The organism is Clostridium prolinivorans, from assembly GCF_004011155.1.
Lineage (GTDB): Bacteria > Bacillota > Clostridia > Clostridiales > Clostridiaceae > Clostridium_AT > Clostridium_AT prolinivorans.
Map to the genome: position 1 here is coordinate 57,437 of NZ_RJWG01000011.1, position 15,863 is coordinate 73,299.

General features: G+C 27.6%; 15 protein-coding genes. All 15 read left to right on the forward strand.

The window, feature by feature from the left end:
• Positions 1-191 precede the first annotated feature (191 nt).
• The 15 genes from EGD97_RS09395 (at position 192) to EGD97_RS09465 (ending at position 15,489) form a co-directional block, all read left to right on the forward strand.
• Positions 192-878 (forward strand): response regulator transcription factor, encoded by a 687-nt coding sequence (locus EGD97_RS09395; protein WP_078681874.1) that lies wholly within the window; start codon positions 192-194, stop codon positions 876-878.
• A complete protein-coding gene (locus EGD97_RS09400; RefSeq protein ID WP_127837159.1) occupies positions 878-2,335 on the forward strand; it encodes a sensor histidine kinase in 1,458 nt (485 codons plus the stop codon). The genes EGD97_RS09395 and EGD97_RS09400 overlap by 1 nt, the downstream gene beginning before the upstream one ends.
• An 84-nt stretch (positions 2,336-2,419) precedes the next feature.
• Positions 2,420-3,664: a S1C family serine protease gene (locus EGD97_RS09405; RefSeq protein WP_127837160.1), complete on the forward strand. Its 1,245-nt coding sequence runs from the start codon at positions 2,420-2,422 to the stop codon at positions 3,662-3,664.
• An 81-nt stretch (positions 3,665-3,745) separates the two neighbouring features.
• Positions 3,746-4,312 (forward strand): aminoacyl-tRNA hydrolase, encoded by a 567-nt coding sequence (gene pth / locus EGD97_RS09410; RefSeq protein ID WP_127837161.1) that lies wholly within the window; start codon positions 3,746-3,748, stop codon positions 4,310-4,312.
• An 87-nt stretch (positions 4,313-4,399) separates the two neighbouring features.
• Entirely contained in the window at positions 4,400-7,918 is a 3,519-nt protein-coding gene (mfd, locus tag EGD97_RS09415) for a transcription-repair coupling factor (protein ID WP_127837162.1), read from the forward strand.
• A gap of 54 nt (positions 7,919-7,972) precedes the next feature.
• Positions 7,973-8,962, forward strand: a complete 990-nt coding sequence (locus EGD97_RS09420) for a peptidylprolyl isomerase (RefSeq protein WP_127837163.1) — start codon at positions 7,973-7,975, stop codon at positions 8,960-8,962.
• Positions 8,963-9,126: 164 nt separating this feature from the next.
• Positions 9,127-9,681 (forward strand): stage V sporulation protein T, encoded by a 555-nt coding sequence (spoVT, locus tag EGD97_RS09425; RefSeq protein ID WP_127837164.1) that lies wholly within the window; start codon positions 9,127-9,129, stop codon positions 9,679-9,681.
• Between the two features lie 287 nt (positions 9,682-9,968).
• Positions 9,969-11,504, forward strand: a complete 1,536-nt coding sequence (locus EGD97_RS09430; protein WP_127837165.1) for a putative polysaccharide biosynthesis protein — start codon at positions 9,969-9,971, stop codon at positions 11,502-11,504.
• Between the two features lie 26 nt (positions 11,505-11,530).
• Entirely contained in the window at positions 11,531-12,973 is a 1,443-nt protein-coding gene (gene yabN / locus EGD97_RS09435) for a bifunctional methyltransferase/pyrophosphohydrolase YabN (protein ID WP_127837166.1), read from the forward strand.
• A 248-nt stretch (positions 12,974-13,221) separates the two neighbouring features.
• Complete coding sequence (locus EGD97_RS09440) at positions 13,222-13,500, forward strand: HU family DNA-binding protein (protein ID WP_078681865.1); 279 nt, start codon at positions 13,222-13,224, stop codon at positions 13,498-13,500.
• Between the two features lie 112 nt (positions 13,501-13,612).
• A complete protein-coding gene (locus tag EGD97_RS09445) occupies positions 13,613-13,876 on the forward strand; it encodes an RNA-binding S4 domain-containing protein (RefSeq protein WP_078681864.1) in 264 nt (87 codons plus the stop codon).
• 81 nt (positions 13,877-13,957) lie between these two features.
• Positions 13,958-14,251 (forward strand): sporulation protein YabP, encoded by a 294-nt coding sequence (gene yabP / locus EGD97_RS09450; RefSeq protein ID WP_127837167.1) that lies wholly within the window; start codon positions 13,958-13,960, stop codon positions 14,249-14,251.
• An 8-nt stretch (positions 14,252-14,259) separates the two neighbouring features.
• The gene (gene yabQ, locus EGD97_RS09455) at positions 14,260-14,655 is read left to right on the forward strand and encodes a spore cortex biosynthesis protein YabQ (protein WP_078681862.1); all 396 of its coding nucleotides are present in this window, start codon (positions 14,260-14,262) and stop codon (positions 14,653-14,655) included.
• Positions 14,656-14,750: 95 nt separating this feature from the next.
• Positions 14,751-15,017, forward strand: a complete 267-nt coding sequence (locus tag EGD97_RS09460) for an FtsB family cell division protein (protein WP_127837168.1) — start codon at positions 14,751-14,753, stop codon at positions 15,015-15,017.
• Between the two features lie 61 nt (positions 15,018-15,078).
• The gene (locus EGD97_RS09465; RefSeq protein ID WP_127837169.1) at positions 15,079-15,489 is read left to right on the forward strand and encodes a S1 domain-containing RNA-binding protein; all 411 of its coding nucleotides are present in this window, start codon (positions 15,079-15,081) and stop codon (positions 15,487-15,489) included.
• Positions 15,490-15,863 lie beyond the last annotated feature (374 nt).

Consider the following 15,863-nt stretch of genomic DNA (forward strand, 5'->3'; position numbering starts at 1 on the left):
TAAAGCATAAGCTGTTTAAAAAACAGCTTATGCTTTTTATTAGTGTAAATTATTTGTAACTTTTTTAAGTATACTATTATTAGAAATTTTATTTTGTGATACATTATTAATATGATAATATACCACGCAAAATATAAGTATTACATAATTTATATTATAAACATAAATTTTATTAGAGGAGGATTAATTATATGGAAGGCTCAATAGGTAAAATTTTAATTGTAGACGATGATGAAAATATATGTGAAGTTATAAAAATGTATCTTGAAAGTTCAGGTTATACAACTAAGCTTGCATATGATGGAAAAACTGCTGAAGAAGTTTTTTTAACATATAAGCCTGATTTAGTTCTTCTTGACATAATGCTTCCGCATATTGACGGCATAGATGTTTTAAAGTGGATTAGAAAAGATTATGAAACACCTGTTATTATGCTTACAGCAAAAGGAGAAACATTTGACAAAGTTTTAGGTCTTGAACTTGGTGCAGATGATTATATAGTAAAACCTTTTGAACCTAAAGAACTTTTAGCAAGAGTAAAAGCTGTTTTAAGAAGATATAATTCAGATAACACAAATAAAGAAATTATAAGTTTTGAAGATTTAGTCATAGATATAAATTCTTATAGTGTAGTTTATAAAGGCAATGAAATAAAAATGCCTCCTAAAGAGTTTGAACTTCTTTATTATCTTGCAAATAATAAAAATAGAGTTTTTACAAGAGAACAACTTTTATGTGAAGTTTGGGGATATGATTATCCAGGAGATTCAAGGACTGTTGATGTTCATGTAAAAAGACTTCGAGAAAAGCTTCCAGGCGGATCAAACTGGCAGATTGAAACTGTTTGGGGCGTTGGGTATAAATTCGAGGTGAAATAATGAAAATAAAGAAGATAAAGCTTAAATTTAAAAAAGGCTTATTCTCAAAAATGGTATTTACTTATGTAATTATAATTGCTTTAAGTTTTATAATTATAGCTACATTTTTATCTGTATGGTTTGAAAATTATTATTTTGAGCAAAGAAGAAAACAGTTAGGAAGAGAATCGCTTATTATAAAACCTTACGCTGTTGACTATATATTGCATGAAATGGAGTATACAAATGAAGATAGAGATGAAGTATTAAAGTTTTTTAGTGCTTATACTATGGCAGATATTTGGCTTATAGATAGCTACGGTTTTGTATATTCTGTATCAAATGAAAAGTTTAATTATTTAAAGGGTAGTCAGGTATTTACTAAAGGATTGGAAGAAATGAGGTTAAATCAAATATATGAGGTAAAAGGTACTTATGGGAAAATAATATCAAATCCTTCTCATATATATGGTATTCCAATTTATGTAAATAGCAACAAAGGCAATATTTTTTGCGGTGCAATAATAATGATTACTCCTTTAAATGAAATAAAAGAACCTCTTAAAACCGTATATAGAATTATTTGGCTTGCAGCTATTTTGGCAATTATATTATCTTCTTTTGTAATATATTATTTTTCACAAAAAATAATAATAAAACCTCTTGCAGCCATTAATAATGTAGCAAAAAAAATATCAAAAGGAGAAGTACAAAAAAGAGTTCATATAAATTCAAATGATGAAATTGGAGAACTTGCAGAGTCTTTTAATTATATGGCTGATAGCCTTGAAAAAGTTGAAAATGCAAGAAGAGATTTTATATCTAATGTATCTCATGAAATAAGATCTCCTATTACATCTATAAAAGGTTTTATAGGAGGAATACTTGATGGTGTAATACCAAAAGATAAAGAAAAATATTATTTATCTATAGCTTATGAAGAAATTCAGAGATTAACAAGACTGGTAAACGATTTATTGGATTTATCTGCTATTGAAGCGGGAAAGTTTAGGCTTAGAATTGATGAATTAGATATAAATGAAATAATAAGAATTACTGTAATTAAATTTGAAACTAAAATAAAGGAGAAAAAATTAAATGTAGATGTATTATTTAATGAAGAACATCAGTATGTAGCTGGGGATAGAGATAGACTTATACAAGTTGTAACTAATTTATTAGATAATGCTATAAAATATGCAGATGAAGGTGGAGTTATTAAAATATGTACTAAAGTTAAGGGCGAAAAAGTATTAGTTTCTATATTTAACAGTGGACCATTAATTGCAAAAGAAGATTTACCTCATATATGGGACAGATTTTATAAAGCGGATAAATCAAGAACATTAAAAATAAGTACAGGTTTGGGGCTTCCTATTGTAAGAAATATTTTATCTCAACACGGAGAAGATATATGGGTAGAAAACAAAGATGGAGAAGGTGTTTTATTTACATTTACATTAAGAAGGATTAAATAATTCATAACATTTTATTCATAACTTTTTAAAAGAGAGGAAATATAATAAAATTAGGAGAAAAATTATTAGGAGGCTTAGAAATAAATGGATAATAATAAATTTTCAGAGTATAAAGATGCATCTTGGGAACAAGTAAGTCATGATGGACACAACTATGATGTTTCAGGAGGAATAAAGTTTAGGAAAAATAGAAAAAGTAAAATTATAAAAAAGTTTTTCAAAGGAATCGCTTTCCTTTTGATAGCTGCAGTTTCAGGAGGAGCGTCAGCATATTATATCGTAGATAAAAAATATAAAGATTTAGGTTCAACATACGTTCCCAATAATCCTTCTCTTATAGAACAAAAGGATAACAATACTCCAACTGCTGAGCTTCCTAAAAATGCTATAACAAAAGTTGCAGAAACAGTAGGACCTACTGTAGTTGGTATAAGTACTCAAGCAGAAGGATTTTTTGGACCAAGAGATCTTGGCAGTGGTTCAGGCATTATTTTTGATAAAAGAGGATATATAGTTACTAATTATCATGTAATTCAAGGAGCAGCAAAGGTTTCTGTAAAACTTGTTAATTCAGATAAAATATTTACAGCTAAGTTTGTTGGAGCAGAACCTAATAGAGATATAGCAGTTATTAAAATAGATGCAGAAAAGCTTCCAGTTGCAAAGTTTGGAGATTCTTCAAAGGTTAAAACTGGAGATATAGCTATTGCTATAGGAAATCCTTTAGGTCAGGAATTTGCAGGTACTGTAACATCTGGTATAATAAGTGCTGTAAATAGAGAAATACAAATGCAAGATCCAGAAACAGGAAGGATTACAACTTATAAAGTACTGCAAACTGATGCAGCTATAAATCCTGGCAATAGTGGAGGAGCACTTTGCAATGAAGCCGGAGAAATTATAGGAATAAACAGCTTAAAAATAGGTTCTCAATATAATGCTGAAGGTATGGGGTTTGCAATTACAATAAATGAAGCAAATGAAATAATAAAAAGATTAATGGGAAATGAAGCTGTAGATATAAAACAAGGGACAGTAGATACACCAAGGGTTATGCTTGGAATTGCTGGATTCCCTGCAGTTTTAGAAGGGACTGATGGAGTTACTGGAGTTTATGTAGATAAAGTTACTAAAGGAAGCGGTGCAGATAAAGCTGGAATAAAACCTTCTGATGTAATTATAGCAATAGAGGATACTAAAGTTGAAAATGTGTCGCAGCTTCAAGATGTATTAAGAAAATATAAAGCAGGAGATAAAGTAAAGTGTAAGTTATGGAGAAATGGTAAAATTGTAGTTGTCACTGTAACTTTAACTGAAAGACAGGAATAATAAGAGGCTTTAATAAGCCTCTTTATTATTTATAATTTTTAGGGTAAGATATGTAGTAGTATATAAGGAGTTGATTAATATATGCATTTAATAGTTGGATTGGGAAATCCAGGGGACGATTATAAAAATACAAGACACAATATAGGTTTTGATGCTTTAGATTTAATTGCTAGTAAGTATAATATAAAAATAAACAGGATAAAATTTAAAGGTATATATGGTGATGGAATAATAGCAGGTGAGAAGGTAATACTTCTTAAACCTTCTACATATATGAATTTAAGTGGAGAAAGTGTAATTGAAGCTTTAAATTTTTATAAAATTCCAAAAGAAAATATGATAGTAATATATGATGATATAAGTTTACCTGTTGGCAGAATGAGAATTAGACCAGAAGGGAGTGCAGGTGGACATAATGGAATAAAAAATATAATTCGTCATTTATCTTCAGAAAGTTTTCCACGCATAAAAGTAGGAATAGGAGAACCTAAGGGAGATTTGATTTCTTATGTTCTTGGACATTTTTCTAAAGAAGAAAGAGAAATTTTAGATAAAATATTTTTCTATGTTTCAGATGCAGTAGAAACAATTATAAAAAAAGGGGTAACTGAAGCTATGAATAAATTTAATGGAATTAAGATAGAGTAATTATTCTAACTTTAATATAATTTATGAGATATATGCAGTGTAATTATTATATTATAGTTAGTGTGCAGAATTACAAGGAGGAAAAAAATGAGATTAAAGGGTTTAATGCAACCTTTAAAAGAAAGTGAAGAATTTGCACAAATTAAAAATGCAGTAGAAAAGCACAGATATCCAATTGGTGTATTTGGGCTTTCTGAGTCTTCTAGAAGTTTTTTTATAAATGGGTTGTATGAAGAACTAAATAAACCATTTTTAATTCTTACGCATAATGATATAGAGGCAAAAAACATTTATGAGGATTTAAACTTTTATCTTCCCAACGTATTTTATTTCCCTACAAAAGAAGTTGTATTTTATAATATAGATGCAATATCAGGTGATTTAAGGTGGGAAAGATTAAAAATAATAAAGGAGATGACTCAAAAAGGAAATAAAATAATAGTAGCCTCTATTGAATCTTTAGCCCAAAGGTATATACCTTTTGAAGTTTATAAAGAATATAGCTTTTATTTTTCTCAAGGAGATACTATAAATTTAGAAGAAATTAATGAAAAGCTTATTCAAAGTGGATATGAAAGAGTAGATATTGTTGAAGCAAAAGGGCAGTTTTCTATTAGAGGAGGAATAATGGATATATTTTCTCCATGTGAAAATATTCCTTACAGAGTAGAACTTTTTGGAGATGAAATAGATTCTATAAGGACATTTAATACAGAATCTCAAAGAAGTATTGAAAAGATAGATAAAATAGAAATTTTTCCTGCAAAAGAGATAATTTTAGATAAAGAAAAAATACTAAAAGCTTCAAAATATATAGAAGATGATTTAAAATCTGTTTTATCTATGTTAAAAACAAAGAAAAACAAAGAAGCAATACAAAAGATAAATTCAATAACAAAAATGAACTTAGAAAGTTTAAAAGAAAATTGGAGCTTTGAAACAATAGATAGTTTTATTAATTATTTTTATGATAATACTTCAAGTTTGTTAGATTATATAGAAGATGGATTTATATTTATAGATGATGTACAAAGATGCAAAGGTAAATTGGATAGTTTGTATTTTGAGTTTGAAGAAAATTACAAAAACTTCATTGAAATTGGGAATGTGCTGCCTAAACAAGGCAAACTTTTAATTCCCAAAGAAGAAGTTATAGAAGAATTGAATTCAAAAAAAGTAATAACTTTAAATTCTATACCTAAGTCCACACAAATACTATCTCCAAAAACCATTGTAAGTTTTACTCAAATAACTTTACATAATTATCATGGGCAAATTGATCTTCTCATAGAAGATATTAAAGATAAAAAAAACAGAGGATTTAAAATAGTTATTCTTTCAGGTACAAGACCTAGAGGAGAAAGACTTGTTTCAACTTTAAGAGATAGAGGTATAGAAAGCACTTATAAAGATGTTATAGATAATATAGAGAAAGGACAGGTTATAGTAACTTTCGGCAACCAATTAAAAGGTTTTGAATATCCAGATTTAAAAATTTGTGTAATATCTGATAAAGAAATTTTTGGAGAAGCTAAAAGAAAAAAGACTTTAAAGTCTCAAAAAGGTATAAGTAAAATTAATAGTTTTACAGAACTTAAACTTGGAGATTATGTAGTTCATACAAATCATGGTATAGGTGTATACAAAGGTATAAAACAATTAGAAATTGAAGGCCATAAAAAAGATTACTTAGAACTTAAATATGATTCTGGAGATACTCTTTATGTTCCTGTAGATCAACTTGATTTAGTACAGAAATATATTGGTCAGGAAGGTAAAAAACCAAAAATAAATAAGCTTGGAGGAAGTGAGTGGACAAAAACTAAAAATAAAGTTAAAAAATCTATTGAAGAAATAGCAGAAGATTTAGTTAAACTTTATGCTGTGCGTTCTACATTAAAAGGATATAAATTTTCTAAAGATACCGTTTGGCAAAAACAATTTGAAGAAGAATTTCCCTATGAAGAAACTCCAGATCAATTAGCTGCTATAGAAGAGATAAAAAAAGATATGGAAAGTGATAAACCTATGGATAGACTTCTTTGTGGTGACGTAGGATATGGAAAAACAGAAGTTGCTGTTCGCGCTGCCTTTAAAGCAGTTATGGATGGAAAACAAGTAGCTTTTTTAGTACCTACAACAATACTTGCAGAGCAGCATTATAATAATTTTATTCAAAGATTTTCAGATTTTCCTATAAAAATAGATATGATATCAAGGTTTAGAACTCAATCTCAGCAAAAGGCAACTATGAAAGCAGTTAAGGAAGGGAATGTAGATATACTAATTGGAACGCATAGGCTTTTGTCAAAAGATATTGCATTTAAGGATTTAGGGCTTTTAATTATAGATGAAGAACAAAGATTTGGTGTTAAACATAAAGAAAAACTTAAAGAATTAAAAAAGAATATAGATGTTTTAACTCTTTCTGCCACACCTATACCAAGAACGTTACATATGTCATTGGTTGGAGTTAGAGATATAAGTGTAATAGAAACTCCTCCAGAAGAAAGATATCCAATACAAACTTATGTAGTTGAATTTAACGACCAGCTTATAAGAGATGCAATAATGCGAGAAATAAACAGAGGTGGTCAAATTTATTTTGTTTATAATAGAGTTGAAACTATAAAAGATATGTATTCTTATCTTCAAAAGCTTGTACCAGAAGCTAGAATTGCTGTAGGACATGGTCAAATGAGCGAAAAGGAATTAGAAAATGTAATTTTAGAATTTGTAAAAAATGAGTATGATATATTAGTTGCAACTACAATAATTGAAACAGGTATGGATATACCAAATGTAAATACAATAATAATTTATGATGCAGATAAAATGGGGTTATCTCAGCTTTATCAGCTAAGAGGGAGAGTAGGACGCTCAAATAGAATTGCTTATGCTTATTTAACATATAAAAAGGATAAAATACTTACAGAAGTAGCTGAAAAAAGGCTTAAAGCTATTAAAGAATTTACAGAGCTTGGCTCAGGATTTAAAATAGCTATGAAAGATTTAGAGATAAGAGGCGCAGGAAACATTATGGGTTCTGCACAGCACGGACATATGGCAGCTATAGGTTATGATCTTTACTGCAGGATGCTTGAAGATATGATTAAGCTTATTAAAGGAGAAATAAAAAAGGAACCTATTGAAACAACAGTTGAACTAAAAATAGATGCTTATATTCCTTCTCAATATATAGAAGATGAAATACAAAAAATTGAGGTTTATAAAAAGATTGCAGCTATAAATTCTAAAGAAGATATGATGGATATACAAGATGAGCTTATAGATAGGTTTGGCGAATTTGAAATGCCGGTAGCAAATCTTATTAACGTATCCTATATAAGAAGTATAGCAAAAGTATTAGGTATAGAAGAAATTAAAGAAAGAAAAGGAGAAATCCAATTTGTTTTTAACAGTAAGGAACATATAACTCCAAATATTATAGAAACGTTAATGAAAAAGTACAGCAAAAAAGTTTCATTTAAAGAAGATAAAAAACCTATTATAATATACAAAATTAATGAAATAAAAAAAGAAGAGTTAATAGAATCTTTAAGGGAAATTTTGGAGAGTATGAAAGCTACTGTTGCAATGGATTAATAGTATGGTAAAATAATATAGAAAAAATTAAATTGTAAAACGGGGGAATTAAAATTGAAAAACATTAAGAAGATTATTACAGTAGCACTTATAGGATTATTTTCTGTAGGGGCTGCAGGTTGTAATATGATAGAAAAAACTGACGAAGCAATTAAAAAGAGCCCTGTGGCTAAGTTTAATAATGAAACCATAACAAGAGGGCAGCTTGATGAAAAAATGGCTGACTATATAGCTGAAATTAAAAAACAATATGGAGAAAATTATGTAAATAATGCAGAGGCAAAAGAAACATTATTAAGTCAAAAAAAGCAAGTACTTGAACAAATGATAAATGAAAAAATAATTTATAAAAAAGCTTCAGAAAAAAATTTAACTGCTACTGATGAAGAAATATCTAAAAAAATAGATGAATTTAAAAAAGATATGGACGAAGAAATACTTAAAAATTTATATGGATTTAAAGAAGGATATAATGATCCTGAGTTTAAAGAATATATAAAATCTAATATTACATTAGAAAAATTAATTAATGAAGAAACTAAAGATCTTAAAGTAGAAGATAAAGAAATACAAGACTATTATAATAGCAATCAAAATAAATTTACAGAAAAGCCTAATAGATATAATGTAGCAAGAATAGTTGTTAATACAGAAGATGAAGCTAAAAAAGTTAAAGAAAGAATTGAAAAAGGGGAAGATTTTGCAAAAATTGCAAAGGAAGTATCCATAGATACATCTTCTAAAGATAAAGGAGGAGATTTGGGATTTTTAGAATATAATGATACTAATTATGGGAGTAATTTCATGATAAATGTCATGGGGCTTAAAGAAGGAGCTATATCTAATCCATTCCAAGATACTACAGGATGGAATGTAGTTAAAATGATAAAAAAGGAAGAATATCCAGTTAAAAAACTTGAAACTGTAAAAGATGAAATTAAGAAAACTTTATTAGAACAAAAGAAATCTCAAAAATTTAATGAAATATTTTCAAAATGGAAAGAAGAAGCTAAAGTAAAATATTATGAAAAGAATTTAATATAGAAAAAATTTATCATAAGGCATATACATTGTCTTATGATAATTTTTTTTACTTAAAAAAATTATAAATATAATATGTGCATAAATTTTCATAATTGGAAGGATAATAATAGCACAGAAACAATTTATTAGTTAAACTTTATTCTATAAAAGGAGGTTATTACATAATGAAAGCTACTGGTATAGTTAGACGTATAGACGATCTTGGAAGAGTAGTCATTCCTAAAGAAATAAGGAGAACTCTTAGAATAAGAGAAGGAGATCCACTTGAAATATTCACTGATAGAGAAGGCGGAGTAATATTAAAAAAATATTCTCCAATAGGAGAATTAAGCGACTTTTCAAAAGAATATGCAGAAGCGCTTCAGCAATCAATAGGTCATATAATACTTATAACAGATAAAGATGCTATAATATCTGCAAGTGGAGCACCTAAAAAAGATTTTTTAGAAAAGAAAATAAGTAATGAATTAGAAAAAATTATAGACAACAGAAAAACAGTTATGCTTGAAGCAGGTGGGGACAAAGTTATACCTATATATGAATATGAAGAAGTAGAAAATAAATATAGTGCTCAAATAATTTCACCAATAATATCAGAAGGCGATGCAATAGGGGCAGTTATTATTCTAGCAAATCAAGAAGGAGAAAAGCTAGGAGAACTAGAAATTAAACTAGCCGAAACTGCATCAGCCTTTTTAGGAAAGCAAATGGAACAATAATGGTAGTATGCTAAATGGCAGCATGCTGCCATTTGTTTTTTTTTGCTCCTATTTGATTTTTGACATAAATTTAAATAAATATTCAATAAAAAATAAAAAGTAATAAAACTTATAAAAATAAAATATCTATAATTATAATGCAAAATTTATATTTTGATTTAATAAATTTTTGTCACAAAAGAATGAAAATTTATATATATAAGTAATGTTTTTAATAAATTTCTGTAAAAATTGAAAATTATTTATTAGCAGATTTTTATAGAATTTTGGGGGAGGGAAAAGTTAAAATGAAAAAACAGTCCCTTATAGAGGGAACTTTAATTTTAGGAATAGCAGGAATTATAGCAAAGTTTCTTGGGGTTTTTTTTAGATGGCCGCTTATTATGCTTATAGGAGATGAAGGCATAGGATATTATCAAATGTCTTATCCTCTTTACACATTTTTTATTGCTGCAGCTTCTGGAGTACCTATGGCAGTTTCAAAACTTGTATCGGAAAAGAATGCAACAGGAGATAAAAGCGGCAGTTTAGATATATTAAAAAGTGCAATTACTTTTATGACTATAATAGGAGGAGGTTTTTCAGCTATACTTCTTATTTTTTCAAAACAGCTTGTAATATTTTTTGGTTGGGATCCAAAATCATATTATTCACTTATTGGAATTTCATTAGCTCCAATAATAATATCAATAATGAGCTGTTTTAGAGGTTTTTTTCAAGGTATGCAAAATATGATACCAACTGCTGTATCACAAATAATAGAACAAATTGGAAGAGTTCTCATTGGTGTAGGACTAGCTTATATTTTATTTCCAAAGGGAATAGAATACTCTGCAGGAGGAGCAGCCTTTGGCGCAGCAGCAGGAGGATTTTTAGGAGGAATATATTTAATTTATAAATATTTAAAAGTAAAAAAGGAATTTAAATTTAGAATAAAAGAAAAAGATTACAATATACTTACAAATCTTATAAAAATAGCAGTTCCAATGTCTTTAGGGGCTACTGTAAGTTCTATTATGAGCGTCATAGATTCCCTTTTGGTTCCAAGGAAATTAATTGAAGCAGGATTTTCTATGGAGCAGGCAACTGTACTATTTGGGCAGTTAACAGGGAAAGCATTTGTACTTATAGGGGTTCCTCTTACATTATCTATGTCACTTTGTACATCTTTAGTTCCAATAATTGCAGAATCTCATTTTTTGGGAAGAAGTAAAGAGGTTAAAAATAAGGTTGATACAGCTATAAGAATTTCTACAGTTATAGCACTTCCTTGTATGTTAGGGCTTTGTTTTTTAGCTAGACCGATTTTGCAGCTTATATTTCCTGGGCATGCTGATGGATATACTATACTTCAAGCTTTATCCTTATCTTTACCATTTATAATAATAACACAAGCAACTACATATATGCTTCAAGGTGCAGGAGAAGAAATAAAGCCTATTATAAATCTTGGTATAGCTTGTATAATAAAAATAATAATAACTTATATATTAGTACCTATTCCTTACATAAATATATATGGATCAGCTATAAGCAGTTTAGGAGCATATTTAATAGCTGCTGTTTTAAATATAAAACTTTTAAAGAAAACATTTAATTACAATATAAAATATTATGATATTATGATAAAACCTGCTTTTGCATCAATTTTAATGATAATAACTGTTGTATTTATTTATATGAATGTCTATAATTATACAGTAAGCAATGCTATTTCTTGCATAGTGTCTATTTTGGCCGGAGTAATTTTATATAGCTTTCTTATAATTATTTTTGGAACTTTTAAATACAGTTATATAAAGGAAAAGTTATTAAAAAGATGAATATATTTTAAGAAAGGAAGATACAAATGATTAAAATTGTAGGGTTGGGTCCAGGAGCAAAGGAAGCTATAACTTTGGGAACTTTAGAAGTTTTAAAAAGTAGCCCTAAAGTTTTTTTAAGAACTGCAATACATCCTAATGTAAATTATTTAAAAGAATTAGGAGTAAATTTCGAAACCTATGATTATAAATATGAAAATTTAGATAATTTTGATGAAGTATATTTATCTATAGCAAAAGATCTTATTGATGAACATAAAAAAAATGGAGATATAGTGTATGCTGTACCTGGTCACCCTCTTGTAGCAGAAAAATCTGTAACTAATCTTTTAAATTTATGTAAAGAAGAACAAATTGAAACTAAAATTTATCCTGCAGTAAGTTTTATAGATGCTATAGCTGAAAGTTTAAAAATAGATATAGTAGAAGGTTTAAAGATTATAGATGCTTTTGATATAAAAAATCAGATTTTAGACAAAAGAATAGGTACAGTAATAACTCAGGTTTATAATAAATACATAGCTTCAGAAGTTAAGCTTGCTTTAAATGAATATTATAAAGATGATACGGAAATATATTTTATTAGAGCAGCAGGTATTAAAGAAATTGAAAATATAAGAAAGATTTTTTTATATGAATTAGATAGACAGGAAGATATTGACCATTTAACTTCTATATATATACCAAAGGATATTAATAATACTTTTGATTTTTATGATTTATTGTCTATTATGAAGACATTAAGAGGAGAAAATGGGTGTCCTTGGGATAAAGAACAAACTCATGAATCTTTAAAAAAGTATTTAATTGAAGAATGTTATGAAGTTTTAGAGGCTATTGATGAAAATAATGATGATATGATTATAGAAGAACTTGGAGATGTACTTTTTCAGGTTGTATTTCATTCAATCATAGGAGAAGAAGAAGGATTTTTTAATATTAACGATGTTATAAAAGGTATATGTGTAAAAATGGTAGAAAGACATCCTCATATTTTTGGGAATATAAAAGTTAAAAATTCAGAAGATGTTCTTAAAAATTGGGATGAAATAAAAAGGAAAGAAAAAGGATTTAAAACTTATACTGAAGAGTTAAAGCATATATCTAAAAACTTACCTGCACTTATGAGGGCAGAAAAGGTTCAAGCAAAAGCTAAAAAAGTTGGATTTGATTGGAATAGGGTTGAAGATGCACTAGATAAGGTTTTAGAAGAATTTTATGAGGTTAAAGATGTATATAAAGGAAAAAACAGGGCAAAAATACTAGAAGAACTAGGCGATTTAATATTTGCGTCAGTAAATGTGTGCAGATTTCTTGACATAGAGCCAGAAAATGCATTAAATTATACTATAGATAAATTTATAAATCGCTTTGAATATATAGAAAAAAAAGCTTTAGAAAAAGGCAAAGATTTAAAGGATATGACTCTTGAAGAAATGGATATTTTATGGGAAGAGTCAAAAAAATAAAAAATCTTACAAAAAGAAGGAAAATTAATATTTTTGCAGAATATAGTAATTCGCAGTATAACATTAAGTTTTTTATATTAGTTTTATCTATACTCTATTAATTTGTTTAGTTATATTTTTTAATATATAAACTAAAATAAAATGGGCTGACAATAAATTAAATTTTAGGAGGTGAAAAAACCTGGTTGAGGGGAACCCTATCTTCTGGCCCGGTGGATAGATCATATGATTAAAACCAGGATACAAAAGTGAACAAATCAGAATTAATAGCAAATATGGCTGAAAAAAGTGGCTTAACTAAAAAAGATGCAGAATCAGCATTAAAGGCATTTATAGATAGTGTTCAAGAAGCACTAGCTAAAGGAGAAAAAGTTCAACTAGTTGGATTTGGTACTTTTGAAGCTAGAGAAAGAGCTGAAAGAACAGGAAGAAATCCAAGAACTAAAGAAGAAATTATAATACCAGCAACTGTAGTTCCAGTATTTAAAGCTGGTAAAGAATTTAAAGAAGCAGTAGAAAAAAAATAAGTTTTCTTTAAAAACTAAGAAAGCCTGGATTTTAATTCAGGCTTTTTATTTAATATTTAATTTGCTAACAATTAATAATCTTCTAATATACTAAAAGGAGAATAAAAATATTATGAGATTAGATAAATATTTAAAGGTTTCAAGAATAATAAAAAGAAGAACTGTTGCTAAAGAAGCTTGTGAAAATGGAAGAGTATATATAAATGGGAAAATTGCAAAGCCTAGTACAGAAATCAAAGAAGGAGATATAATAGAAATTCAATACGCTTCTAAGGTTTTAAAGGCAAAAGTTACAAATATTTCTGAGCATGTAAAAAAAGATGAAGCAAAAGCTATGTATGAGATATTATTAGGGGAAGAAGATATAGAAGAATAGTAATAAATAATCCCTTTAAGGCATATAAATAGGTACAAGAGAGATTAAGAAAATATTAGTAAAAAATGCCGGAGGGATAAAATGGAGGGTAAAAAAGAAATAAGAATAGAAGATAAAAAAAGCAGCCTAACCCTTGAAAATAGAAGGAAGCTTTCAATAACAGGAGTACTTGAAGTTATAAGTTTTAATGATTATCAAATATTATTAAATACAAGTTTAGGTTCTATGAATATTAGAGGGGAAGGACTTAGAATGAATAAGCTAGATGTGCAAAATGGCGATGTTATAATTATTGGGAAAATTAATTCCTGTGCTTACTCAAACAGTGAAAACAAAAAAGATAATGAAAGTATATTTTCTAAGCTTTTTAAGTAGGTATAATTATGTTATTTCCATTATCAATGCAGATTAACATTTTAATTTTTAGTATACTTGCGGGAGTAATAACAGGAATGCTCTTTGATTTGTATAGAATTTTTAGAGGCTTTGAAGATCCTAATAAAGTACTTACTTTTATAGAAGACACGTTATTTTGGATTTTTACAAGTATAGTTGTATTTATATTTTTGCTTATTACAAATTATGCTTACATAAGGGTATATGTTTATGGAGCTATAATTATAGGAATAATTTTATACATGGTAATAATTAGTAATATATTTATTAAATTTCAGTACAAATTTTTAACAATCATATCTAAAATATTCAGAATAAGTATTAATTTCATATTTTATCCATTTAAAATAATATTTTATAATTTAAAAAGAAAAAATAAATAAAAAAACATAAAGAAAAGCCTTGAAGAAAATCAAAATACAACTTAAAATATAATTATAAAAACTAAAAACAAATGAAGTTTTAAAGGAGTAAAATAATGGGGAAAAAATTTAGCCTTAAGAAGGTATTGCTAGTTTTAGCAGCAGTTTATATAGGCTACATACTAATAAGTACTCAGCTGGCTATGAACAAGATAAAAAAAGAGCTTACTGTAAGTCAGCAGGAACTTATAAAACTTAAGGATAAAAATCAAAAATTACAGGATGAAGTTAACCTATCTAAAACAGATGCTTATATTGAAAAACTAGCAAGGGAAAGATTAGGTCTTATTAAAGAAGGAGAGACTCCTGTAATAAAAAAATAACATAGTTTACAATTTTATATTAATATAAATTATTTAAATATTAAGGAGGAGTCTTTTTAATATGACCTTACAGACAGGAAGTATCCTAGAAGGTACAGTAGTAAACATTACAAATTTTGGTGCATTTGTAGAGGTGGATGGAAAAACAGGGTTAGTTCATATCTCTGAGGTTTCAGACACTTATGTAAAAGACATTAGAGATTATTTAAAGGAAAAAGACAAAGTAAAGGTTAAAGTTATTTCAGTGGATGATAATGGCAAGATAAGCTTATCAATAAAGCAAGCTGCCCCTCCAAAGAAATCTGTAAAACCAATTGAGGTAGATTGGAATCAAGAAAGGAACAAATCAAATGCTACAAGCTTTGAAGACAGACTTTCAAAATTTTTAAAAGAAAGTGAAGAAAAGGTTCAAGAACTAAAAAAACATCAAGATTCAAGAAATCGTGGGTATAGAAAAAGTTCAAATTATTAATAATAAATAAAGATAATGTCTTAAAGTATAGTAAAAAAATTAAATTTAACTTACTTTAAGACATTTTTTAATTTATTTAAAAATTTTTAAGGGAAAATAGGTCAAATATTTTTAAAAATATCCAAGAACTTTTATAATATAAATAATAGTTTTACTGGTAATTTTTTATTGTTTCTCTTAAGCTATCAACAGAAATTATGTAATATCAGTACATTATCATAAATCAATCATAAATTTAAAAATTTTAAACAAAAATGTTGACAGTATAAAATGTATGATATATAATAGTCTATGTCGCAAGGAAATGATATGCTGAAGTGGCGGAACAGGCAGACGCACAGGACTTAAAATCCTGCGGTGGTTAAACACCGTAC

Bases quoted from the DNA above. Each gene is read 5' to 3' on its own strand.
- yabN (WP_127837166.1), top strand. From the start codon at position 11,531: ATGATTAAAATTGTAGGGTTGGGTCCAGGAGCAAAGGAAGCTATAACT.
- EGD97_RS09405 (WP_127837160.1), top strand. From the start codon at position 2,420: ATGGATAATAATAAATTTTCAGAGTATAAAGATGCATCTTGGGAACAA.
- yabQ (WP_078681862.1), top strand. From the start codon at position 14,260: ATGTTATTTCCATTATCAATGCAGATTAACATTTTAATTTTTAGTATA.
- EGD97_RS09400 (WP_127837159.1), top strand. From the start codon at position 878: ATGAAAATAAAGAAGATAAAGCTTAAATTTAAAAAAGGCTTATTCTCA.
- EGD97_RS09445 (WP_078681864.1), top strand. From the start codon at position 13,613: ATGAGATTAGATAAATATTTAAAGGTTTCAAGAATAATAAAAAGAAGA.
- spoVT (WP_127837164.1), top strand. From the start codon at position 9,127: ATGAAAGCTACTGGTATAGTTAGACGTATAGACGATCTTGGAAGAGTA.
- EGD97_RS09430 (WP_127837165.1), top strand. From the start codon at position 9,969: ATGAAAAAACAGTCCCTTATAGAGGGAACTTTAATTTTAGGAATAGCA.
- EGD97_RS09395 (WP_078681874.1), top strand. From the start codon at position 192: ATGGAAGGCTCAATAGGTAAAATTTTAATTGTAGACGATGATGAAAAT.
- mfd (WP_127837162.1), top strand. From the start codon at position 4,400: ATGAGATTAAAGGGTTTAATGCAACCTTTAAAAGAAAGTGAAGAATTT.
- pth (WP_127837161.1), top strand. From the start codon at position 3,746: ATGCATTTAATAGTTGGATTGGGAAATCCAGGGGACGATTATAAAAAT.
- yabP (WP_127837167.1), top strand. From the start codon at position 13,958: ATGGAGGGTAAAAAAGAAATAAGAATAGAAGATAAAAAAAGCAGCCTA.
- EGD97_RS09465 (WP_127837169.1), top strand. From the start codon at position 15,079: ATGACCTTACAGACAGGAAGTATCCTAGAAGGTACAGTAGTAAACATT.
- EGD97_RS09460 (WP_127837168.1), top strand. From the start codon at position 14,751: ATGGGGAAAAAATTTAGCCTTAAGAAGGTATTGCTAGTTTTAGCAGCA.